General features: G+C 68.4%; 16 protein-coding genes. 6 read left to right on the forward strand and 10 right to left on the reverse strand.

The features are described 5' to 3' along the window. Positions 1–31: 31 nt before the first annotated feature. From AL3_RS14750 to AL3_RS14760, 3 genes are read right to left on the reverse strand one after another with little or no spacing between them, the layout of a single operon-like run. Entirely contained in the window at positions 32–1,081 is a 1,050-nt protein-coding gene (locus AL3_RS14750) for an ABC transporter ATP-binding protein (RefSeq protein ID WP_066302440.1), read from the reverse strand. Further along, positions 1,078–1,872 (reverse strand): ABC transporter permease, encoded by a 795-nt coding sequence (locus AL3_RS14755; RefSeq protein ID WP_066302503.1) that lies wholly within the window; start codon positions 1,870–1,872, stop codon positions 1,078–1,080. Before AL3_RS14755 ends, AL3_RS14750 begins: the two co-directional genes overlap by 4 nt. Positions 1,873–1,898: 26 nt before the next feature. Next, positions 1,899–2,720, reverse strand: a complete 822-nt coding sequence (locus tag AL3_RS14760; protein WP_066302441.1) for an ABC transporter permease — start codon at positions 2,718–2,720, stop codon at positions 1,899–1,901. Positions 2,721–2,949: 229 nt separating this feature from the next. Here AL3_RS14760 and AL3_RS14765 point away from each other — a divergent pair, with 229 nt between their 5' ends. Together AL3_RS14765 and AL3_RS14770 are read left to right on the forward strand one after the other, a co-directional pair. After that, positions 2,950–3,933, forward strand: a complete 984-nt coding sequence (locus AL3_RS14765) for a LacI family DNA-binding transcriptional regulator (RefSeq protein WP_083521785.1) — start codon at positions 2,950–2,952, stop codon at positions 3,931–3,933. 393 nt (positions 3,934–4,326) lie between these two features. Further along, positions 4,327–7,203 (forward strand): glycoside hydrolase family 3 protein, encoded by a 2,877-nt coding sequence (locus AL3_RS14770; RefSeq protein ID WP_066302442.1) that lies wholly within the window; start codon positions 4,327–4,329, stop codon positions 7,201–7,203. A gap of 146 nt (positions 7,204–7,349) precedes the next feature. On the opposite strand, the gene AL3_RS14775 is transcribed toward AL3_RS14770, so the two are convergent. The 3 genes from AL3_RS14775 to AL3_RS14785 form a co-directional block, all read right to left on the reverse strand. Next, positions 7,350–8,351, reverse strand: coding sequence for a sugar phosphate isomerase/epimerase family protein (locus tag AL3_RS14775; protein ID WP_066302444.1), 1,002 nt, complete (start codon positions 8,349–8,351; stop codon positions 7,350–7,352). Positions 8,352–8,379: 28 nt separating this feature from the next. Further along, entirely contained in the window at positions 8,380–9,570 is a 1,191-nt protein-coding gene (locus tag AL3_RS14780) for a Gfo/Idh/MocA family protein (RefSeq protein ID WP_066302446.1), read from the reverse strand. A 99-nt stretch (positions 9,571–9,669) separates the two neighbouring features. Next, positions 9,670–10,716 (reverse strand): substrate-binding domain-containing protein, encoded by a 1,047-nt coding sequence (locus AL3_RS14785; RefSeq protein WP_066302448.1) that lies wholly within the window; start codon positions 10,714–10,716, stop codon positions 9,670–9,672. 162 nt (positions 10,717–10,878) lie between these two features. On the opposite strand from AL3_RS14785, the gene AL3_RS14790 reads away from it, so the two are divergent. The 4 genes from AL3_RS14790 to AL3_RS14805 all read left to right on the forward strand — a co-directional run bounded on the left by AL3_RS14790 (position 10,879) and on the right by AL3_RS14805 (position 15,772). Then, complete coding sequence (locus AL3_RS14790) at positions 10,879–12,411, forward strand: sugar ABC transporter ATP-binding protein (protein WP_066302506.1); 1,533 nt, start codon at positions 10,879–10,881, stop codon at positions 12,409–12,411. Then, the gene (locus AL3_RS14795) at positions 12,408–13,463 is read left to right on the forward strand and encodes an ABC transporter permease (RefSeq protein WP_066302451.1); all 1,056 of its coding nucleotides are present in this window, start codon (positions 12,408–12,410) and stop codon (positions 13,461–13,463) included. The genes AL3_RS14790 and AL3_RS14795 overlap by 4 nt, the downstream gene beginning before the upstream one ends. Positions 13,464–13,530: 67 nt before the next feature. Beyond that, complete coding sequence (locus AL3_RS14800; RefSeq protein WP_066302453.1) at positions 13,531–14,718, forward strand: ROK family transcriptional regulator; 1,188 nt, start codon at positions 13,531–13,533, stop codon at positions 14,716–14,718. 82 nt (positions 14,719–14,800) lie between these two features. Beyond that, positions 14,801–15,772: a D-2-hydroxyacid dehydrogenase gene (locus AL3_RS14805; RefSeq protein WP_066302455.1), complete on the forward strand. Its 972-nt coding sequence runs from the start codon at positions 14,801–14,803 to the stop codon at positions 15,770–15,772. A gap of 100 nt (positions 15,773–15,872) precedes the next feature. Here AL3_RS14805 and AL3_RS14810 read toward each other — a convergent pair whose 3' ends face one another. The 4 genes from AL3_RS14810 to AL3_RS14825 are packed head-to-tail and all read right to left on the reverse strand — an operon-like array spanning position 15,873 to position 21,680. Continuing rightward, positions 15,873–17,654 carry an amidase gene (locus AL3_RS14810; protein WP_066302457.1) on the reverse strand — a complete coding sequence of 594 codons (1,782 nt, stop codon included), beginning with the start codon at positions 17,652–17,654 and terminating at the stop codon, positions 15,873–15,875. Further along, positions 17,654–18,730 (reverse strand): agmatine deiminase family protein, encoded by a 1,077-nt coding sequence (locus AL3_RS14815; RefSeq protein WP_066302458.1) that lies wholly within the window; start codon positions 18,728–18,730, stop codon positions 17,654–17,656. Before AL3_RS14815 ends, AL3_RS14810 begins: the two co-directional genes overlap by 1 nt. 23 nt (positions 18,731–18,753) lie before the next feature. Further along, positions 18,754–20,421 carry an amidohydrolase gene (locus AL3_RS14820; protein ID WP_066302459.1) on the reverse strand — a complete coding sequence of 556 codons (1,668 nt, stop codon included), beginning with the start codon at positions 20,419–20,421 and terminating at the stop codon, positions 18,754–18,756. Continuing rightward, positions 20,421–21,680: an MFS transporter gene (locus tag AL3_RS14825; RefSeq protein WP_205054171.1), complete on the reverse strand. Its 1,260-nt coding sequence runs from the start codon at positions 21,678–21,680 to the stop codon at positions 20,421–20,423. The genes AL3_RS14820 and AL3_RS14825 overlap by 1 nt, the downstream gene beginning before the upstream one ends. Between the last annotated feature and the right edge of the window lie 94 nt (positions 21,681–21,774).

The following is a 21,774-nucleotide window of genomic DNA, read 5'->3' on the forward strand; positions in this document are numbered from 1 at the left end:
TTGTGGGGAAACCGGCGGGCTCCGCCCGGCTTTAGGCCGCGGAAGCGGCAGGTGCAGCGGGAACGGGAGGGACGACGTCGTCGGGCAGGGACACGATGTCCCCGGCAGCCGCCGAAATGGTGACTGGGTCACCCGGGCGCAGCGCCGGAAGCGACGCGCTCTGCGAGTTGCGGTGCACTGCCACCTTCAGATCGTTGCCGCCGGCAGCGGCGGTGACAATTTCATCGGTGCCGCGGTAGGCCACCGAGGTGACGACGGCGTCCAGCAGCACACCGCCGTCGGCCGCCGGCTGATCCGGAGCCACCAGGCGCAGGTGTTCGGGCCGGACAGTGACCAGGCCGCGGCCGGGCAGCTCCAGGAAGTTTTCGTAACCGAGGAAGTCAGCGACGAACCGGTTGCCGGGCCGGGTGAAGACCTCAGAGGGGGAACCGGTCTGCTCGATCTTCCCGGCGCGCATCAGGACCATGGAGTCGGACATTTCCAGCGCTTCGTCCTGGTCGTGGGTGACCAGCACAACGGTCAGCCCGGTCTCGGACTGGATCCGGCGGATCTCGGCGCGCATCTGCACCCGCAGCCGGGCGTCGAGGTTGGAAAGCGGCTCATCGAGGAGCAGCAGCCGGGGCCGGATGGCGATCGCGCGGGCCAGCGCCACACGCTGCTGCTGGCCGCCGGACAGGGCCTTGGGCTTGCGCTCGGCCAGGTGTCCCAGGCCCACCATGTCCAGGCATTCGGCGATCCGGGCTTTGCGTTCCGCGGCGGGCACCTTGCGCAGCTTCAGGCCGTAGCCGACGTTGTCCGCGATGGTCAGGTGCGGGAAGAGGGCGTAGGACTGGAAAACCATGCCCAGGTTCCGCTTCTCCGGCGGAAGTTTCGTGGCGTCCGAGCCGCCGATGATGATCTGCCCGGCGGTGGGCTGCAGGTAGCCGGCCAGCATGCGCAGGCTGGTGGTTTTGCCACAGCCGCTGGGACCGAGCAGGGTGGTCAGCTTCCCCTCCTCGATCTGCAGGTTGATGGAATCCACGGCCAGCGAACCGCCGTAGTTCTGGCTCACGTTCACGAATTCTGCTGCGGGCGTGCTCACGAGTTGATACCTCCGAAGATTTTGGCGAAGCCCACGGTCCGCTCGGCGATGATGGCGATGATTACCGTGCCGGCCATGATCAGCGTGGACATGGCGGCGATCATGGGGTCGTAGGACTGCTGGACGTAATCCAGCATGGTGATCGGGAAGGTGCTGAAATCCCGGCTTTGCAGCAGCAGGGACAGCGGCACGTTGTTGAACGAGGTGATGAAGCTCAGCAGTGCGGCGGAAATCAGGCCCGGCCGCATCAGCGGCAGCGTGACCGTGCGGAAGGTGTGCAGCGGTGTGGCACCCAGGCCGCGGGCGGCGTCTTCAATGCTGAGGTCGCTGAGCACCAGCGTGGAGCCGGTGACCCTGACGGTGTAAGGCATCAGGATGACCACATGGCCGATCAGCAGCACCCAGAAGGTATCCGCGCGCAGGGTGATGACCAGCTGCTGGTACAGCGCCAGGCCGATCACCAGCTCCGGCACGATCAGCGGAGAGGCAAAGAAGGTCTGGATGGCGGACTTGCCGGCCAGCTTGCTGCGCGCAATGGCCAGGGCCACCGGAACGCCGAGCAGCAGCGCCAGGACGGTGGACACCACGGCCAGCAGCAGCGAGGAGGTCAGGGACTCCATAAACGGACCGTAGGAGAGGGCCTTTTCGAACCACTGCAGCGAGAATCCGGTGGGCGGGAATGCCAGCGTGCGTCCGGCGGTGAAGGAGGTCATCACCACGAACAGGATCGGAACGATCATCACGACGTAGCCGATGACGGCAAGGGCGAGCAGGACGGGACGGGTTTTCATGCTGCGGGTTTTCATACGGTGGGTTTTCAATCGACCCTGCCCTTTCGCGAGCCGAGCACAGCGGAGAGTCCGGAGACCAGGAACACCAGCACCGTCATAATCAGCGCGGTGGCCGAGGCCGCCTGCCAGTCAACGGTCACCGAGGAGTAGGTGAAGAGCTGGGTGGAGAGCACCCGCTGGCCGGTTCCGCCGAGCAGGTACGGCGTGGTGTAGGCGGTGGCCGCACCGGCGAACACCAGCGTGGCGGCGACGACGATGCCGGGCAGGGACAGCGGAACAACAATGCTCCACAGCGTGCGGGTGCGGGTGGCTCCCAGGCCGCGGGCGGCGTCGTCCAGGTTGCGGTCCACCTGCGCGATGGCCGAATAGATGGTGATGATCGCCAGCGGCAGGAACAGCTGCAGCATGCCCAGGATCACGGCCAGCGGTGTGTAGAGCAGCTGCGGGCCGCGGTCGCTGAGCCCCAGGGCGACAATCAGCTGGCCGACGGCGCCGTTGCTGCCCAGGATGACCAGCCAGCCGAAGGTGCGGACCACGTTGCTCAGCAGCAGCGGGAAGATCGCCAGGGCCAGCCAGACGCCGGCGAACCGGGAGTTGGAGCGGGCCAGCAGGAACGCGATCGGGAAGCCCAGGACGATGCACAGGCCTGTGACGGTCAGCCCGTAGAGCAGGGTCCGGCCGATGATCGCCAGGTCATACGGGTCGCCGAGCATCTGCCAGAGCCGGCTGAGGACCTCGGCCGGGCCGGAGCCGGGTGGGCTGAAGATCATGATCAGCGCGGGGATGGCGAATCCCAGCACCAGCACAACGGCTCCCGGCGCAATCAGGAGCTTGGGTCTGCGCAGCATACGGCGTTATCCCCGAATCAATATGGGCGGACCGGTTCGGCCAGGCAGACGAATCGATCAAACGGACAAACGATCAAAACGGTTATCAACCGCGTGAATGAAACCGGTTGTGGAACCGATTGCACCTTACCCTAGTAGGATCGTGTTTCCGGTTTGTTAACCGGCTTCACATGCGGCACACGCCACCCACCCGGCGGTAGAGTTACGCGCTAGGGAAATAGGGGGAACCATGGCAACACTGGACGACGTCGCCGCGCTGGCAGGCGTGTCCAAGGCGACCGCTTCCCGCGCCCTGGGCCGGCCGGAACTGGTGGCCCGCGAGACCATCGAACGGGTCCGGGCCGCTTCCGACTCCCTTGGCTTCCAGCCCAGCCGCATCGCCCGCGCCCTGGCCCGGGGCCGCACCGGGCTGCTGGCCCTGGTGGTGCCGAGCCTGCAGAACACCTTCTTCGCTCCGATCATCGAGGGCGCGCAGGCAGCGGCGGAGGAATCCGGCAACCACCTCACCATCGCCGTCAGCGGTTTGGCCTCCCCGGCGGACCAGCGCGGTATCGACCGGCTCGCCGGGCAGGTGGACGGGCTGATCCTCAACGCCTCCCAGGCCAGCCAGGACATGGTGCGCCACGCCGAGTCCCTGGCCCCGACCGTGCTGATCGAGCGCGAGGTTCCCGGCATGCCCTCCGTCGTGGCAGACACTGCGGAAGCGTTCGGCCGGCTGGCCGGGGAACTCGCGGACCGCGGCCACACCCGGATCGCCTACGTCGGCGGGCCCGGGGGTTCCTGGCCGGACAGCATGCGCACCCGTGCCATCACGCAGGCGCTGGCCGGCAGGGCGGAGCTGACCGTGCTGGGTCCGCTGCCGCCGCTGGCCGAAAGCGGCATCCGGCTGGTCGACGACGTCCTTGCCTCCGGAGCCACCGCCGTCCTGGTGTATGCCTCCCCGATCGCACTGGGCCTCATGTATGCCCTGCGGCTGCGCGGATTCGCCGTGCCGCAGGACCTGGTGGTCAGCGGTGATTCCCGGATCGCCCGTGCCCTGGGCTCCGCCGGCGTCCCCTCCGTAGACGTGGATGGCATCCAGATCGGCCGGCAGGCTGTGGAGATGCTGCTGCACCTGCTGGAGCAGCGTGGTCTGCAGGACCGCGGGCTTGAGGTTCCCGGGCTGGCGAGCCCGGAGCAGCGCCGGATTGCGGTGCCGATTCACTGGTCCTAGTTTCCGGGGCGCCCCGCACACCCAATCACGCCCCAAAACCTTCGCCCCGGGCAACCTCGGTTGACCGGTTCGGGACCCGCTCATACCGTCCTTCCTGCACCCGCCGATCAGCATGAGGGATCGGAGGGAGCCGCGGTGGGAACGCCCAAGCTGGGGGAAGGCCAATGCCTGTCAGAAGCCGAGGTGCCCCCGCCGCGCATCACCCGCACAGGTCACACTGCGGAGTCCAAGCGGTAGCCGCCGCGCCCAGGGGGTGAACGCGGCCCGTATGAGGGAACCACCATGCAGCGAAAAAGCAGAGTCAGCACTCCACCCTTGCATCGCATCCAAACCAGCCGCATCCCCAGACGACGAAACCCCAGACATCGAATACTCACCAAGGGGATCGCCGTTTTGGCGGGAACCCTGCTCGCCACCACAAGTTTCCTGCCGCCTGCCGGTGCTGTCGGACTACCGGACGCGGAGTCCGCGGCGGAGGACCAAGCCGCGGCGGCCCAGATTCCCGCCGACGCCGCGGCGATTCCCGCCGACGCCCCGGCGCCGGCACAGGACCAGCCGTGGCTGGACCCCAGCCTGCCGCCGGAGGAACGCGCGGACCTGCTGATCGCCGTGATGACGCTGGAGCAGAAAGTCACGCTGCTGATCCAAAGCGGCGGGCCCGGCCTGCCGGAGCTGGGCATTCCGCCGATCCGCAGCAAGGACGGCTGCTGCGGCCTGGCGCTGGATTCGACCCCGACGACGGCGCTTCCGGTCGGCGTCGGACTGGCCTCCACCTTTAATCCGAAGCTGGCCCAGGCCTACGGGCACGTCTCCGGTGAAGAGGCCCGGACCACCGGCTACAACGCGATTGCCGGGCCGACCATGGACCTGGTCCGCACCCCGTATAACGGGCGGATGTGGGAAGACCTGGGGGAGGATCCGCTGCTGAGCGGGGACACCGCCACCAACCAGGTGATTGGTGAACAGGATGCCCAGGTGTCCGCCCTGGTGAAGCACTACAACCTGAACAACTTCGAAACCCGGCGCGGCCACGTGGACGTGCAGGTGGACGAGCGCACTCTGCAGGAGACCTACACCCGGCCCTGGGCCAGCGTGATCCAGGACGGTAACGCCGGAGCGGTGATGTGCTCCTTTAACAAGGTCAACGGCGAATATGCCTGCGGTAATGACACCCTGCTGAACCAGGTCCTCAAGAGCCAGCTGGGCTTCCAGGGCTTCGTCTCCTCCGATTTCAACGCCGCCCACAGCTTCGCCGACTACGCCGCCGGGCTGGACGTATCCGGCCCGGGCGACGAATTCTCCGGCGACAACCTGCTGCAGGCGGTCCTGGACGGGACCGTACCGGAGGACCGGATTACCGACGCCGCCCGCCGGGTAGCGCTGACCATGTTCCAGTTCGGAATCGTGGACAACCCGCCGCCGGGATCCTTCGAGAACCCGCAGCCGGCTGAACCGCCCATTCCGGACACCATGCTCGACCAGCATGCCGGGGTCGCCGAGCAGGTCGCCGCGCAGGCGGCGGTGCTGCTGAAGAACGACGGCGCCCTGCCGCTGGATGACGCGGTGCCAAGCGTCGGGCTGATCGGCGCGGACGTCGACTGGTACATCGACGGCGGCGGCAGCGGTGCCATTCCCAACCCGGCCCGGCTGACCACCATCCTGGACGGCATCACCGCCCGGGCAGGCGGCACCGTGACCTCATCAGCCGGAACCGACCCGGTGTCCCTGGCGGACACGCTTCCCGGCCCGGCCCCGGTACCCAGCGGAGTGCTCACCAACGTCAACGCCGAATACCGGCTGGGGTTGAACAACTTCGAAGGCGAGCCGGAATTGGCCCGCACCGAGAAGCAGGTCAACCTGCGGACCGGCATCTCCAACGACACCATCAACACCTCCCAGGTCCCCGGCATCGGCCCGGTCCTGGCCTCCCAGCCGATCTCCGCGCGCTGGACCGGAACGATCGTGGCCCCGGCCACGGCGCCGTACACCTTCTCGCTGACCAACCTGGGTGCCGCACAGCTGTTCCTGGATGACCAGCAGGTCATCACCAACCCGGCGCCGACCCTGACCACGCAGGAAATCACGGTGGACCTCACTGCAGGCCAAACCCTGGCCGTGCGCATCGACTACACCACCGACGCGCCCAACCAGTTCAACGGCGGCCTGAACGACCAGCCCGGAGCGATGATCCGTTTCGGCTGGACTCCGCAGGAAGGCGTGGTTGCCCCGGCCTTCGCCGAGGCGGTGGAGCTGGCCGCCAGCTCCAGCGTCGCCGTCGTGGTGGCCCGGGACTACACCGGTGAGGCCGCTGACCGCGGTTCACTGACCCTGCCGCAGGACCAGGACCGGCTGATCAGCGCCGTCGCCGCCGTCAACCCGAACACCATTGTGGTGCTCGCGACCAGCGGCCCGGTGACCATGCCATGGATCGACCAGGTGCCGGCGGTGCTGGAAACCTGGTACCCGGGCCAAAGCCAGGGCATCACAGTGGCAGGGCTGCTGTACGGAGACATCAACCCCTCCGGCAAACTCCCCGTGACCTTCCCGGTCAGCGACGAGCAGGCCGTCACGGTTGGCCCGCCGAACCCGTTCGACCTGATCTCGATCGTGGATCCGGTGGTGCCTTACACCGAAGGGGTGTTCGTGGGCTACAAGGCGTATCTGGCCCAGGGCGCAGTGCCGCTGTTCCCCTTCGGCCACGGCCTGTCCTACACCGAGTTCGACTACGGCCGGCTGGACACCGGCCGCCGGGTCAATCCCGACGCCGAGGAGCCGAAGGCCTCCGTCTCGCTGAAGGTCCGGAACACCGGGCAGGCCACGGGCCGGGAAACGGTGCAGGTATACGTGGGCACCCTGCCCACCGAGGTGCCGACACCGCCCAAGCAGCTCGCCGGGTACGGCAGCATCACCCTGGCGCCGGGGGAGCGGGGACGGCTGGAGATCCAGCTCGATCCGCGCTCGCTGCAGTACTGGGACGTGGAAACTGACGGCTGGGTTACTCCCACCGGCAGGGTCCCGATCTATGTTGGCAGTTCCGTCGAGGACATCCGGCTGGAAGGCTACATCACCATCGGCTGCGACCGGCCCGGGCATGGCAAGCACGAACACAGCCACGGCCACGGGCACGGCAAGGGCCATGGCGATCGGGCTGACTGGGACCGCGGACACTGGGGCCACCAGGGCAACCGGGGGCACCAGGCCAACTGGGGACGGGGCGACGACGGCGGACGCCAGCACTGGGCGTCCTACCGGGGCCACTCCCGCCGCTAGGAGCCGCGACCGGCTGGGATTCGTGACCGGCTGGCAGCACTAAGGGAGGGAGGGACCGGCGTCACATCGGTGGCGCCGGGTCCCTCCCTTTCAGTGCGAGGAGCTCAGTGCAGGGAACCCAGCGCAGGGAGCCCAGTGCGGGTAGCTCAGTGCGAGGAGAAAGCAGCGTCGAAGGCAGCCTGCGGCGGATCGAGGGCCAAAGACCGCACGAACGCCAGGGCCTCCGGCGCTCCCACCAGGCGGTCCATGCCGGCGTCTTCCCATTCCACGGACACCGGCCCCTCGTAGCCGATGCTGTTGAGCATCCGGAACGCGTCCTCCCATGGCACGTCGCCGTGACCGGTGGAGACGAAGTCCCAGCCGCGCCGCGGATCGGCCCAGGGCAGGTGGGAGCCGAGCCGGCCGTTGCGGCCGTTGCCCATGCGCTTTTTCGTGTCCTTGCAGTCCACGTGGTAAATCCGGTCCTGGAAGTCCCAGAGGAAGCTGACCGGATCCAGGTCCTGCCAGACGAAGTGGCTGGGGTCCCAGTTCAGCCCGAACGCCGGCCGGTGGCCGATCGCTTCCAGGGCCCGCTGGGTGGTCCAGTAGTCGTAGGCGATTTCGCTGGGATGGACCTCGTGCGCGAACCGCACGCCCACCTCGTCGAAGACATCCAGGATGGGGTTCCAGCGGTCGGCGAAGTCCTGGTAGCCGGCGTCGATGGCCGCCGCGGACACCGGCGGGAACATCGCCACGTATTTCCAGATGGAGGAACCGGTGAACCCGATGACCGTCTTCACGTCCAGGGCCGCGGCCAGCCGGGCGGTGTGCTTCATTTCCTCCGCGGCCCGCTGCCGGACCCCTTCGGGTTCACCGTCGCCCCAGACCCGGTCCGGGAGGATGTCCCGGTGGCGCTGGTCGATCGGATCGTCGCAGACGGCCTGGCCTTTGAGGTGGTTGGAAATCGCGTACACGCTGAGGTTGTACTTTTCCAGGATCGCCAACCGGCCCTGGAGGTAGGACTCGTCATCCCAGCGCCAGGGATCCAGATGGTCTCCCCAGCAGGCGATTTCCAGGCCGTCGTAGCCCCAGCCGGACGCGAGCCGGGCCACTTCCTCCAGGGGCAGGTCGGCCCACTGGCCGGTGAACAGGGTGACTGGGCGGGACATAAGAACTCCTTGCGTAAGCGGGAAGGGGCTACTGCACCGGGGTCCAGACGCTGGACTTGCCGGAACTGCGGGAAACGGCGTCGAGCACCTGCTGGACCTGGAACCCGTCAGCGAACGACGGCGCGGGCTGGGTTCCAGCGGCAATGGCCTCCACGAAGTCCTTGGCCTGGTGGACAAAACCGTGCTCATAGCCCAGGGAATGGCCGGCCGGCCACCACGCGGAGACATACGGATGCACGGGTTCGGTGACCATGATCCGGGTGAAGCCCTGCCTCGCGGGCGGGGCGGTGTAGTCGTAGAAGTCCAGGAAATTCAGGTCCTCCAGGTCAAAGCTCACGGCGCCCAGGCTGCCCGAGACCTCCAGCCGCAGGGAATTCTTGCGGCCGGTGGCCATCCGGCTGGCCTCGAAGGAGCCGAGCACGCCGTCTCCGAAGCGGCCGCTGAAGTAGGCGGCGTCATCCACCGTGACCGGTCCGCGCTCGCCGGTGCCTGCGGCCGCGCCCAGGCCCGTGCTTCCGGGAACGGCGGCGCCGGCCGGCAGCGGCCGGGTAGCCACCAGGGTTTCGAGGGTTCCGCTGACTTCGGTGAGCTGCTGGCCGGTCACGTACTGGGCCAGGTCCACGGCGTGGGCGCCAAGGTCACCGAGCACACCGGAGCCGGCCTGCTCCCGGTCCAGCCGCCAGGTCAGCGGCGCCTCGGCGTCCACCAGCCAGTCCTGCAGATAAGCGGCCCGCACCTGCCGTACGGTGCCGATGGCGCCGGCTGCCACCAGGTCCCGGGCGTGGGCTGCGGCCGGGAGCCGGCGGTAGGTGAACCCCACCATCGCCCGGATGCCGTGGGCAGCTGCCCGGGCGGCGGCGTCGGCCATTTCCTGCGCTTCCTGGACCGTGTTGGCCAGCGGTTTCTCACACAGCACGTGCTTGCCCGCCTGCAGTGCGGCGATGGCGATCTGCGCGTGGGAGGCGCCCGGCGTGACGATGTCGACGACGTCGATGTCCTCCCGCTGCACCGCTTCCTCCCAGTCCGTGGAGGTTTGCTCCCAGCCCCATTTCCGGGCGGAGGCTTCCGTGCGGGCGGCATCCCGGCCCACCAGCAGCGTCATCCGGGGCTGGCGCGGGAGATCGAAGAACCTTCCGGCAACCCGCCACGCCTGGGAATGGGCAGCGCCCATAAAGCCGTGGCCTATCAGCGCCACCCGCAGTGGCTTTTCGTCGTCCATTTTCTCTCCTTGCTTCCGCGGACTTCCCGCTGTTGTTCTCCGACGGCGTGGGTTGGGCCGGGAGGGCGCCCCGGGTCGGGGCGCCCTCCCGGCCGGGACCTACGACTCGAACGCGGTGGGAAGGTATTTCTCCACGTTCTCGCTGGTGACCACGGGTGCGTTCAGGACAATCCGGTTGGGGACCTCAATCTCCACCAGATCGCTCATGGCCTTGTTCTGGACCACCAGCCGGGCCAGCCGGATGCCGTCTGCAGCCTGGGTGGAGGGATAGATGATCGTTGCCTTGAGCACACCGTCGCCGGCCTGGATTTCCCGCATGGCGTTGGCGGAACCTGCCCCGCCGACCATGATGAACTCGTCCCGCCCGGCGGCGTCGATGGCGGCCAGGACACCGATGCCCTGATCGTCGTCGTGGTTCCAGAGCGCATCGATCTCCGGGGCGGCAGCCAGCAGCTGCGAGGCCGCGGCCTCCCCGCCCTGGACGGTGAAGTCAGCTGCCACGCGGTTGCTGACCTCCAGACCGCAGCCCTCCAGTGCGTCCTTGAAGCCGGCGCTGCGGTCCTGGGTGAGCGGCAGCGAGTCGATGCCGGCGATTTCCGCCACCACGGCGTCCGGCTGGTCGCCCACCTGCTCGCAGATGTACGTTCCGGCACTGACCCCCATGCCGTAGTTGTCGCCGAGGACGGTGGCGCGCGCGGCGAACGGGCTGGAGAACTCCCGGTCCACGTTGATCACCGGAATGCCGGCCTCCATGGCCCGGGTGGCGACGTCGGTCAGTGCGGCGCCGTCCGTGGGCAGCAGGACAATGGCGTCCACGCCCTCGTTGATGAACTGCTCCACCTGGCTGATCTGGAGATTGGCGTCGTTGGTTCCCTCCGCCACCCGCAGTTCAACGTCCGGGAGCTTCTCCGCTTCGGCCAGAGCGGCGGAGTTGATGGCTCCGAGCCAGCCGTGGTCGGCCGCCGGACCGGAGAAACCGATAACGACGGTATCGCCCTCGGCCTGGTTGCCTTCCACTGAGTTGTTGGTCGGGTCGCTGCTGGTCTCTTCGCCGCTGGAACATCCGGTGAGGACGAGCCCGCCGACGGCGATGAACGCCGCGGTGGTTACGAGCTGCCTCCGGCCCGACATGCGTGCTGCCTGCATGGTTTTCTCCTCCGTTGATGGGGTCTTGCACGTCCAGAAGAGGCAAGCAGGCACTGTTCCGCACCCCGCACCTCATCGTGATGGCCGTCACACTAACAGAAGTCCGCCGAAAAAACTGCAAGATACTACTGGTGATCGACATAAGTGTGTATGCTCCCTTCCATGTCGACGGCCAGCGCTGCCCCAACACCCGTAAAGCCGCTGCTTGTTGTCCGGAATCTCAGCAAGAGCTTCGCTGGAGTCCGGGCGCTGCAGGGGGTTGATCTGGAGGTGCTCCCGGGGGAGGTGCACTGCGTGCTGGGCCAGAACGGCGCCGGAAAGTCCACGCTGATCAAGGCGCTTTCCGGGGTGCATCAGCCCGACGGCGGGGAGATCCGCTGGGAGGGTGAGCCCGTGGACCTGGCCTCGCCCACGGCGGCGCTGGACCTGGGGATTGCCACCATGTACCAGGAGCTGGACGTGGTGGACGGCCTGAACGTTACGGAGAACATCTTCCTGGGCCACGAAAATGCCCGCGGGGGAGTGCTGCGGGTCAGGGATGCCCGGCAGGAGGCCCGCACCCTGCTGCAGCGGCTGGGCCACCAGGAACTTTCGCCGGGCACGGAAGTGGGCAGCCTCTCCGCCGCCGGCAAGCAGATTGTCAGCCTGGCCCGGGCCCTGTCCCGCAACGCCCGCCTGATCATCATGGATGAGCCCAGCGCCATCCTGGACTCCGGGGAAGTCTCGAACCTGTTCCGGGTGATCCGCCAGCTCACCGCCCAGGGCATCGCGATCGTCTACATTTCGCACCGGCTGGAGGAGATTGACCAGATCGGCAGCCGGATCACCGTGATCAAGGACGGCCGCAGCACCGCCTCCTCCCTGCCGGTGAAATCCGTGTCCCGCGGTGACCTGGTCCGGCTGATGACCGGACGCGAAACCACCAACGTGTATCCGCCCCGGGAACCGGTGCCGGCGGAGGCACAGGTCCTGCTCCAGGTGCAGGACCTGGGCCTGTCCGGATCCTTCCAGGGCATCAGCTTTTCCGTCCGGGCCGGGGAGATCCTGGGCCTGGCCGGACTGGTGGGGTCGGGCCGCTCGGAAATCCTGGAAACCATCTACGGTGCCCGCAAGGCCAGCACCGGCAGCGTATCGGTCCAGGGCAGGCAGCTGCGGCCAGGGTCAGTGCGGGCCGCCACCACTGCGGGTATGGGATTATCCCCGGAAGAACGGAAAAGCCAGGGCCTGATCCTGGAAGAACCGATCTACAAGAACGCCACGCTGTCCACCTTCGCCCGGTTCGCCCGCCGCGGGCTGCTGAACGAACGGGCCGAGAAACAGGCGGCCCGGGAACAGGCCGCGGCCCTTCATCTGACGCCGGCGGACCCGGACCGCCCGGCCAGGACCCTCTCGGGCGGCAACCAGCAGAAGGTGCTGCTGGCCCGCTGGCTGATCCACGGGACCCGGATCCTGCTGCTGGACGAGCCCACCCGCGGCGTGGACGTGGGCGCCAAAGCCGAAATCTACTCACTGATCCGCAGACTCGCAGCTCAAGGCGTGGCCATCGTGGTGGTCTCCAGCGAAATCGAGGAGGTCATCGGCCTGGCCGACCGGGTGCTGGTGCTCGACGCCGGCCGGAGCCTGGCACTGAGAGACGCCGCCGACATTGATGAGCACGGTGTGCTCGACCTCGTCCTGAAAGGAAACGCCTCGTGAGCGAGAACAACACAACAACGCTGGAACCGCCTCCCAGCGGGGAGGACGCACCGGCGGAGGCCCGCCGCGGGGGATGGCGCCGGATGCTGGGCGGGTCGGGCGCACGGAGCCTGGGCCTGGTCATCGCGCTGGCACTGCTGGTGGCGGTTGGTGCGGCCACCAGCGGCTCCCAGTTCATGAGCGTCAACAACATGCTGACCATCCTGAGCTACGGCTCCATCCTTGGGGTCATCTGCATCGGCATGACCTTCGTGATCACCGCCGGCGGCATCGACCTTTCGGTCGGCTCGGTGATGGGACTGACCACGGTGGTGGCGACCCTGGCCTCCGTCCAGCTGGCTGCGGAGAACAGCAGCTGGCTGCTGATGGTCGCAGTGGCCCTCGCCGTCGGGGCCCTGGCGGGACTGGTGAACGGCACCATCATCGCCTATGGCAACGTCGTGGCTTTTATCGCCACCCTGGCCATGCTGGTCGCCGCGCGGGGCCTCGCGGAACTGATCTCCGGCCGGAGGACGCAGATTGTCACCGAACGCGACTTCCTGGCGGTGCTGCGCTCCAACGTGCTGGGTGTTCCGCTGCTGATCTGGATCTTCGCGGTTGTGGCCGCAATCGGCTGGTTCCTGCTCAACCGCACCACCTTCGGCCGGCGGACGGTGGCGATCGGCGGGAACCTGGAAGCCGCCCGGCTCGCAGGCATCAAGGTCAAACGGCACATTGTCTGGCTGTATATCCTCTCCGGCCTCACTGCCGGCATTGCCGGAATCATGATGATGGCGCGCACCACCGCAGGCACCTCAACGCACGGCCTCTACTACGAACTCGACGCCATCGCCGCGGTGGTGGTGGGCGGCACGCTGCTAGTCGGCGGGCGGGGAACCATCGTGGGCACGGTCCTGGGGGTGCTGCTCTTCAGTACCCTCACCAATGTGTTTACCCAGAACAACCTGGACACCTCGGTGCAGGCCGTCACCAAAGGGGCGATCATTGTGCTGGCCGTGCTGCTGCAGCAAAAGTTCGCGGTCCGGGGAACCCGGCGCAAGGGCGCGCTATGACACTCCGGCGGACACGGTGCGGCCGTTGGCGGCGGAGTTCCGCCGATCCCTATGCTTCAATTGCCCAGTGGTCGATCTAAGGAAGAACACGCCCTCCTCCGGCGTCAGCGAACTGTTCCAGCTGCTGCGTGACGGCCAGCCCCGCACCCGCAGTGAACTGGCCGAGCTGGTGGGAGCGGCCCGGTCCACCATCGCACTGCGCGTTGATTCGCTGATCGATCTGGGACTGGTAGCTCCGGTGGAGGACGCCGCCTCAACCGGCGGACGCCCGTCAGCCCAGATTGCGATGCAGGCCGGCAAACTGGTGGTCCTGGGCGTCGACGTCGGCGCGTCCCACCTGCGGGTGGGGGTGGCTGATCTTTCCGGCACTGCCCTCGCGAACGCCACCCGCGGTCTGCTGGTCAGCGAAGGCCCGGAAACCGTCCTGGACACGGTGGTGGAACTGGGCAGCGCCCTGCTCCAGCAGCTGGGGCGTTCCGGCCGCGATCTCCTGGCTGTCGGCGTCGGGCTGCCCGGGCCCGTGGAATACAGTACGGGCCGGCCGATCAATCCGCCCATCATGCCCGGCTGGCACGGTTTTGACGTTGCCGCCTATCTGGGGGACCACTTCGGTGTGCCGGTGCTGGTGGACAACGATGTGAACGTGATGTCGATGGGGGAGCGGGAGGCCGCGTGGCCCGACGTCGAGAACCTGATTTTCGTCAAAGTCGCCACCGGCATCGGCGCGGGAATCATCTGCAACGGCACTCTGCTCCGCGGTGCGGACGGGGTGGCCGGGGACATCGGCCATATCCGGGTGCCCAGCGGAGCCGATCTGCTGTGCCGGTGCGGGAACTTCGGCTGTCTGGAAGCGCTCGCATCCGGGCCGGCGGTGGCACGGAAACTGCGGGACGCCGGCCTGCCCGCGGAGGACGGCCCGGACGTGGTCGCGCTGGTGGCCCAGGGCGAACGGGAGGCAGTGCACGCCGTCCGGCAGGCCGGGCGCGACGTCGGTGCGGTCTTGTCCGCGTGCCTGAGCATGATGAACCCGTCAGTGATCGTCATCGGCGGCTCGATGGCGCTCACCGGAGAGCACTTTATTGCCGGGGTGCGGGAGGTCATTTACTCCCGGACCATGCCCCTGGCCACGCAGCACCTGCAGATTGTGCAGTCCGCCTCCGGGCTCGACGCCGGGATGCTGGGCGCCAGCATGCTCGCCATCCACCACGCGCTCTCGCCGCAGAGCATCGACGGGATGCTGGCCGCGCGGGTCTGAGCAGCCTGCCCGGGCCAGGACTGGGGCTCTTGACGGCGTAACGGATGCACGGATCGGCGCCGGAATCACCTAGCCTGAGCGCATGCCCAAACCTGTCCTCACCATCCTTGCCGGGTCCCGCCCGGTCACCGGACTTGAGCAGCTGGAAGCGCTCGCAGACGTCCGCCTCGTCTCCGGTTCCGCGGAGCTCGCCGCAGCGCTGCCCGGCACGGAAATCCTGTACCTGTGGGACTACTTTGCCGACGGACTGCGGGAGAACTGGTCCCGTGCGGACTCGCTGAAGTGGATCCACGTTCCGGCCGCCGGTGTGGACAGGCTGCTCTTCCCGGAACTGGCTGCCTCGGAGGTCACCGTGACCAACGCCCGCGGCATTTTCGATGCGGCGATGGCTGAGTACGCCCTCGCCGGCATCCTCCACTTCGCCAAGAATTTCCCGCAGGCTTCCCGAAACCAGCGGGACCGCCGCTGGCAGTACTTTCCCACCGCCAATCTGGCCGGCAGCCGGGCCTTGATTGCCGGCACGGGCAGCATCGGGCGGACCACCGCACGGCTGCTGCGCGCCGTCGGAATCGAAGCCGACGGGCTGGGCCGGACCGCCCGGGCCGGGGATGCCGATTTCGCGGCAATCCATGCCAGCCCGGACTTCGCCTCCGTGGCTGGGAACTACGACTTCGTTGTCCTCGCCGCGCCGCTTACCCCGGACACCCGGCAGCTGCTGAACCGGGACGTGCTTTCGGCCATGCGTCCCGCGGCGGTGCTCGTGAACATGGGCCGCGGCGAGCTGGCGGACCAGGACGCGCTGACTGCCGCACTGGCATCCCAGGGCATCGCCGGGGCCGTGCTGGACGTGACCGATCCCGAACCGCTGCCCGCCTCGGACCCGCTCTGGAGCCTGGACAACGTGCTGATCACCCCGCACCTCTCCGGCGATTCGCAAACCCACCTGCCCGCCCTCGCCGCCCAGTTCGAAGCCAACCTCAGCGCGTACCTCCAGGGCCGCGCTCCGGCGAACATGGTGGATAAGGGCCTGGGCTTCGTGGCCTCGGGGGCCTAGGGACCAGCCCGTCCAGGCCCTCCGCCCGTCCAGCCCAGCCCGCCCAGCCCGCCCAGCCCGCCCAGCCCGGCCCAGCCCGTCCAGGCCCTCCGCCCGTCGCCTACTGCGCCAGCCGCGGCGTCCGGGGCGGTTCGGTGCGGCGGCTGTGGGCCCCGCTGGTCCCGAGCCTTCCAGTCCCGAGCCCGGTGCCTTCGAGCCCGGTCGCTTCGAAAGCTGCCGCCAGCCGGAGCAGCGACGTGTCGTCCCAACCCCGCCCGGCGAAGGTGAGCCCTGCCGGCATTCCGGTGTCCGCCATTGTTCCCATCGGTACGGTGACGGTGGGAATGCCCAGATGCCGGGGCACCAGGTTGCCGTTGGCCACCCAGACGCCGTTGCGCCAGGCCAGATCCGCTGAGCCGGGATGAACGTCAGCGTCGGCAGGTCCAACATCGGCCATGGCCGGGAACACCACCGCGTCCAGGCCCAGGCCGTCCATCCACTGCTCGAGATCGATCCGGCGCGTCTCTTCCAGTCCGCGCAGCCCGTCCGCGAGGTGCGGAATTTCGGTGAAAGCGTCCACGCCGTGGTTCCTGACGTGCTCCGGATACTCGGCGATGTCGTCGTCGAACCCGGTGTAGCGGTCCGGCAGGGCTCCCTTCGGATGCGGGAAAATCTGCGCCCCGTCGACGCCGGCCAGCCGGTTCAGCGCCGGATCGCCGTTGGCGGCCAGGAAGTCGTCCCAGGCCCAGGCCGAGAGGTCCACGATCTCGCTGCGAAGGAACTCCGGGCTGACCAGGCCGCGCGTGGCCAGCGTCGGTGCACCGGGGCGGTCGCCTTCGTAGTTGGTCACCACCGGGAAATCCACCTCTATGACTTCGGCGCCCGCCGCCTCCAGATCCCGGCGGGCGGCGTTCCACAGCTCCAGGACCGAATCCCGGGTCTGGATGCGCTGCCCCGTGGGCCCGCCGATGCCGGTTGCCCTGCCTCCGGCGGCTGCGGTGCCTGCGTCCGGATCGGCATTGATGTACATTTTCGGCACCCCGAACCGCCGGCCCGCCAGGATGCCGCGCGCGGCGCTTGGTCCGGGCACGGCCAGGTCGAGGTACGACGCCGGCCGCACCTCGGAGGCTGCCGGCACCTTCACCCACGGCTGGGCACGCCAGAAATCGCCGCGGGTTTCGGCGTCGTCCGCGACGATCACGTCGAGGACCTCCAGCAGGTCCGCCATGGTGCGGGTATGCGGAACCACAACGTCCATGGTCGGCACCAGCGGCCAGTTTCCGCGCACCGAGATCACACCGCGGGAGGGGGTGTAGGCGCACAGGGCATTGCAGGACGCCGGTGCCCGGCCCGAGGACCAGGTCTCTTCACCGAGGCCGAACGCCGCAAAGCTCGCCGCCGTCGCCGTTCCGGACCCGTTGGAGGAGCCGGATGCGAACGCGGAGGTGAGGAAATCGGCGCTGTACGGGCTTTCCGCCCGGCCGTAAACTCCGCGCTGCATCCCGCCGTTGGCCATCGGCGGCATGTTGGTCAGCCCGATCAGCACCGCCCCGGCGTCGCGCAGCCGTTCAATGGTGAAGGCGTCCTGCCCGGCCACCAGGTCCGCGAAGGCCGGGGATCCGGCGGCCACGGTGAGCCCGCGCACCTTGAAACTGTTCTTCGCCGTGTACGGGATGCCGTCCAGGGGCCCGAGCACGGCACCGCGGGCACGGCGCTCGTCCGCGGCCCGGGCTTCGGCCAGCGCGTCCGGGTTGGCTACAACGACGGAGTTCAGCCGCGGTCCCTGCCGGTCGTAGGCCTCGATCCGGGCCAGGTACGCCTGGAGAAGTTCCTCGCTGGTCGCCTTGCCTGACTCCAGCGCCTCCCGGAGATCGGCGACGCCCGCTTCAACGACGTCGAACATTATGCTCCCGCCACGGATTCTTTTATGGCTTCAGCATCGGTTTCGCGGGGCGCCGGCTGCTGCTGGGTGATGCAGTGGATGCCGCCGCCGAAGGCAAAGATGTCCCGTGCGTCCACCAGTTCGATGACGCGGCCGGGGTAGGCGCGGCCCAGGATTTCAGCCGCCGCGGCGTCGTTCGCGTCGCCGAAGGCACACAGCACCACCACGCCGTTGCCAACATAGTGGTTGATGTAGGACCAGTCCACGAAGCCGTCCCCGGCGTCGAGCACGGTGGGCGCCGGGACGTCGATGATCTGCAGTTTCCGGCCGCGGGCGTCCACGGCGTTTTCCAGGACGGCGCGGAGCTGCTGCATCACCCCGCGGTCCGGGTGCCGGGCGTCGTCCTGCCGGTGCAGCAGCACGGTGCCGGGACCGGCGAAGGACGCGACGATGTCCACATGCCCGCGGGTGCCGAATTCGTCGTAGTCCCGGGTGAGTCCGCGCGGCAGCCAGATCGCCTTGGAGGTGCCCAGGCGGGCATGGATCTCCGCTTCCACCTGGTCCCGGCTTCGGCCGGGGTTGCGTCCCGGATCGAGCTGGACCGTCTCGGTGAGCAGGACCGTGCCTTCGCCGTCGACGTGGAATCCGCCGCCTTCATTTACCAGCGTGCTGGAGACGGCCGGAACGCCGGCTTCCGCGGCCACGAAGGTGCCCAGGTGCTGGTCCTTATCCCAGGCGGCCCACTCCTGCGCTCCCCAGCCGTTGAACACCCAGTTCACGGCGGCAACGCTGCCGTCTGCGGCATGTGTGAAGGTGGGGCCGGAATCCCGCAGCCAGGCGTCGTCCAGCTCAACGGACACCAGATTGATCCCGTCGCCGAGGAAGTCCTTGGCCGCGCTCAGATCCCCGGGATTCACCAGCATGGTGACCGGCTCGTAGCGGGCAATGGTGCGGGCGACGGCGGACCAGGCAGTGCGGGCACGGTCCAGGGTGCTGCTACCCGCCTCCCCGAACGTGTCGTTGGGGGTGGGGAAGGCCATCCAGGTTTTGCTGTGGGGAGCCCATTCTGCGGGCATGGCCGGGGTTGTGAATGACATGGTGCGTGGGTTCCTTCGGTTGGTTAGCTCAGGGTAGCGGCAGCGTTGTCGAAGACCGTTTCGCCTCCGGTAACGGTCAGTAATACGGTGTTGGCCAGCAGGCTCTCTGCCTCGGCAGTGAGCGGGTCCGTGGCCAGGACGGTGAAGTCGGCCAGCTGACCGGGGATGATCCGGCCCAGGCTGTCCTCGGCGCGGCAGGAGTAAGCGGCGTCGCGGGTGGCATGGCAGATGGCGTCGGCCAGCTCCAGCGCGTACTGCGGCAGGTTGGCCGGCCGCCCGGGATCCAGCGCCGACTTCCGGGTCGCCGCCACATACAGGTTGGGCAGCACCTGGTACGGCGCCGTGGGCGCGTCGGTGCTGATCGCCAGCCTGGCACCCGCGCCGGTGAACTCGGTCCAGGGATAGGCGCGTTCCACCCGGTGGTCGCCGAGCACCGCCTGCCAGTTCTCCTGGATCGCCGGGTCCGCATGGACCGGCTGGACGGAGGCGACGACGCCGAGGTCCGCCAGCCGCTGCACGTTGGCTTCGGTGACGGTTTCCAGATGCTCGATCCGGTGCCTGCGTGCCCTGTGGCCGGGCTGCGCGGGCCCATTCACCCGCACGGCCTCTTCCAGGGCATCCAAGGCGATGTCCGAGGCTTCGTCCCCGATGGCGTGCAGGGCCACCTGCAGTCCGGCGGCGTCGGCGGCAACCACCACGGGGTAGAGCGATTCCCGGTCCCAGATCGGTTCTGCGCTGCTTCCGTCCGCGTAGGGCTCTTTCATTGCCGCGGTGCAGCTGTCGATCACGCCGTCGATGATGATCTTGATCCCGCACAGCTGCAGCCACTCACCCGTTCCGGCTTCGGCAAGTTCAGCGGCCAGCTCGGCCGCCTGGGCCACCTGCGCCAGGTTCGCTTCGGTGGTCTCCCTGCGGTGGATCAGCCAGTGGCCTTTCACCCGCAGCGGGAGCGTTCCGCCGTGCCGGGCGAGTGCGCGCCGGAAGGCGGCGGCGTCGTCGTCCTGCACTGCCATGTCCACGGCCCCGGTGACCCCTGCCGCGGCGTAATGCCGGAAGGCCGATTCGAGCCAGGCATCGCGGTCTTCGTCCCGGGCAGCATTCGCCAGCGCCGGCCAGACGATCTGCACGGCAGCCGTCTCATACAGCAGGCCGTCTGCGGCCCCGGATGCGTCCCGGCCGATCCGCCCGCCGAGGGGATCAGGAGTGCTGTCCCCGATGCCGAGCTCGGCCAGCGCCGCACTGTTGACCCAGACCGAGTGCAGGTCATTGGCGTCAAGATAGACCGGCCGGTCCGGGACGGCGGCATCGAGCAGCTGGCGGGTGGGTTCGGCGCCGTCCAGGGCGCTGTACAGCCAGCCGCTGCCGAGCACGCGCGGCGCATCCGGAGTGTCGCGGACCGCCTGGCGCAGGCGTTCCTGCAGGTCGACAAGGCTCACGGCGTCGCGCAGCTGCACTTTGCCCAATGCCTGGCCGGTCATCAGCAGATGGGTGTGTGCGTCGATGACCCCCGGCAGCACGAAGGCTCCGCCGAGGTCCACCGTGGCCGCGCCGGCACCGGCCGCAGCCGCCGCGGAGACGGCGTCTCCGACGTAGCTGAACCGGCCGCCGTCGACCACAAAGGCCTCGGCGCGGGAGGGATCCGCGGGCCCGGCGGCGGTGAAGACGCTGCAGTTGGTGTAGAGCGTGCGCATCAGGACACCACCGCTGCGGGCTGAACCGGAACCATTGCCGCAGCCTTTTCGGCCCGTACCGAGAAGCGCGAAATCAGCAGGAACGGAATCAGCAGCAGGAGGGTCATCACGGCCAGGACCACACCGAGGACCTGGTAGCCGGCGGACGTGGCGATCACGGTGCCGAGGAACGGTGCGAAGGAGGAGCCGATCAGGTAGACACCGAGCGCCGGCGCGGACCACTTGCCGGTGGCGTCCAGGGCCGCTGCGATCGCGATGATGTAGACGAAGGCGATCAGGTAGAGGGTGTTCCACGCAATGATGACGGCCATGTAGAGGGCGGAATCCTCCACCATGCCGGAGACGAACTTCATGCCGGCCCCGGCGATGAGGACAACGGCCAGCGGAATGGTGCGGCCGAGCCGGCGGCCGGCCAGTCCCACCAGGGCCGAGCCGAGCAGGCCGCCCAGGGTGGAGAGGCTGAGCACCAGGCCCATTCCGGTTTCGTCGAGTCCGGCCTGGTCAGCGCCCATGGTGGCGGCAACCGCCCAGAGCGAATCCTCGCTGAGTGCCCAGAGCGCGAAGCAGGCGAGCAGGCCGAGTCCGGCGATCGTTGCCGTGCGGGAGGATGTGCCCGGGGCCGTGTTGGAGGTGGTGACCGGGGCGGCGGCTGCGGCTTCCAGGGCTCCGGCGGCAGCGGTGGGCTCCGCCGTCGGGCGGTCCGGAAGCCAGCCCGTGACCAGCAGGGCCGCCAGGGCGAGCCCGGCAAGCAGCCCGAACGCACTGCCCATCCCTGCGCCCAGAACGGGAATCACAAAAAGCACCACGGAAACGATGGCACGGTTGGCGAAGCCGGAGATGCCCGAGGCACGGTCCGGGTTGCGCAGCGCGCCCAGGGCGGCGCCGCCGGAGGACACCGCGCCGCCGGCGCCCAGGCCGCCGAGGATCACGCCGGCAATCACCGCCGGCTCGGACGGGATAAACGCGGCCGCGCCAAACCCCGCTGCGGTCAGGGCCAGCCCGGTGCGGGCAATGAGGTAGCGGCCGGAGGCAGCGGCCCAGCGGGAGGTCAGCAGGCAGGAGAGCGCACAGGCAAGCAGCGACGCGGTCATCAGCGTTCCGGCCGCCGTGGCGGTGAAGCCCAGGTCCCCGGTGAGGGCAACGATCATGATCGGCACCAGGTTGGCGGTCATAAAGCCGACGACGCTGATGCCGAACACTGAAACAGCGCGTTTAGCCGTGAGCGGTACTCGTCCCTCAACGGTAATGGGCGGGGCCATGGGGTCTCCCTCAGTGAGTGCGGTGAACAGTAAGTGAATGGGTTTCATTTACTCTCCGGCACCCGGCCCGTCTGTGCAATAGAAAACGAAAGGC

Source organism: Arthrobacter luteolus NBRC 107841 (assembly GCF_001552075.1).
Classification (GTDB): domain Bacteria; phylum Actinomycetota; class Actinomycetes; order Actinomycetales; family Micrococcaceae; genus Arthrobacter_B; species Arthrobacter_B luteolus.

Bases quoted from the DNA above. Each gene is read 5' to 3' on its own strand.
- AL3_RS14755 (WP_066302503.1), bottom strand. From the start codon at position 1,872: ATGAAAACCCGTCCCGTCCTGCTCGCCCTTGCCGTCATCGGCTACGTC.
- AL3_RS14760 (WP_066302441.1), bottom strand. From the start codon at position 2,720: ATGCTGCGCAGACCCAAGCTCCTGATTGCGCCGGGAGCCGTTGTGCTG.
- AL3_RS14765 (WP_083521785.1), top strand. From the start codon at position 2,950: ATGGCAACACTGGACGACGTCGCCGCGCTGGCAGGCGTGTCCAAGGCG.
- AL3_RS14775 (WP_066302444.1), bottom strand. From the start codon at position 8,351: ATGTCCCGCCCAGTCACCCTGTTCACCGGCCAGTGGGCCGACCTGCCC.
- AL3_RS14780 (WP_066302446.1), bottom strand. From the start codon at position 9,570: ATGGACGACGAAAAGCCACTGCGGGTGGCGCTGATAGGCCACGGCTTT.
- AL3_RS14785 (WP_066302448.1), bottom strand. From the start codon at position 10,716: ATGCAGGCAGCACGCATGTCGGGCCGGAGGCAGCTCGTAACCACCGCG.
- AL3_RS14790 (WP_066302506.1), top strand. From the start codon at position 10,879: ATGTCGACGGCCAGCGCTGCCCCAACACCCGTAAAGCCGCTGCTTGTT.
- AL3_RS14805 (WP_066302455.1), top strand. From the start codon at position 14,801: ATGCCCAAACCTGTCCTCACCATCCTTGCCGGGTCCCGCCCGGTCACC.
- AL3_RS14810 (WP_066302457.1), bottom strand. From the start codon at position 17,654: ATGTTCGACGTCGTTGAAGCGGGCGTCGCCGATCTCCGGGAGGCGCTG.
- AL3_RS14815 (WP_066302458.1), bottom strand. From the start codon at position 18,730: ATGTCATTCACAACCCCGGCCATGCCCGCAGAATGGGCTCCCCACAGC.
- AL3_RS14820 (WP_066302459.1), bottom strand. From the start codon at position 20,421: ATGCGCACGCTCTACACCAACTGCAGCGTCTTCACCGCCGCCGGGCCC.
- AL3_RS14825 (WP_205054171.1), bottom strand. From the start codon at position 21,680: ATGGCCCCGCCCATTACCGTTGAGGGACGAGTACCGCTCACGGCTAAA.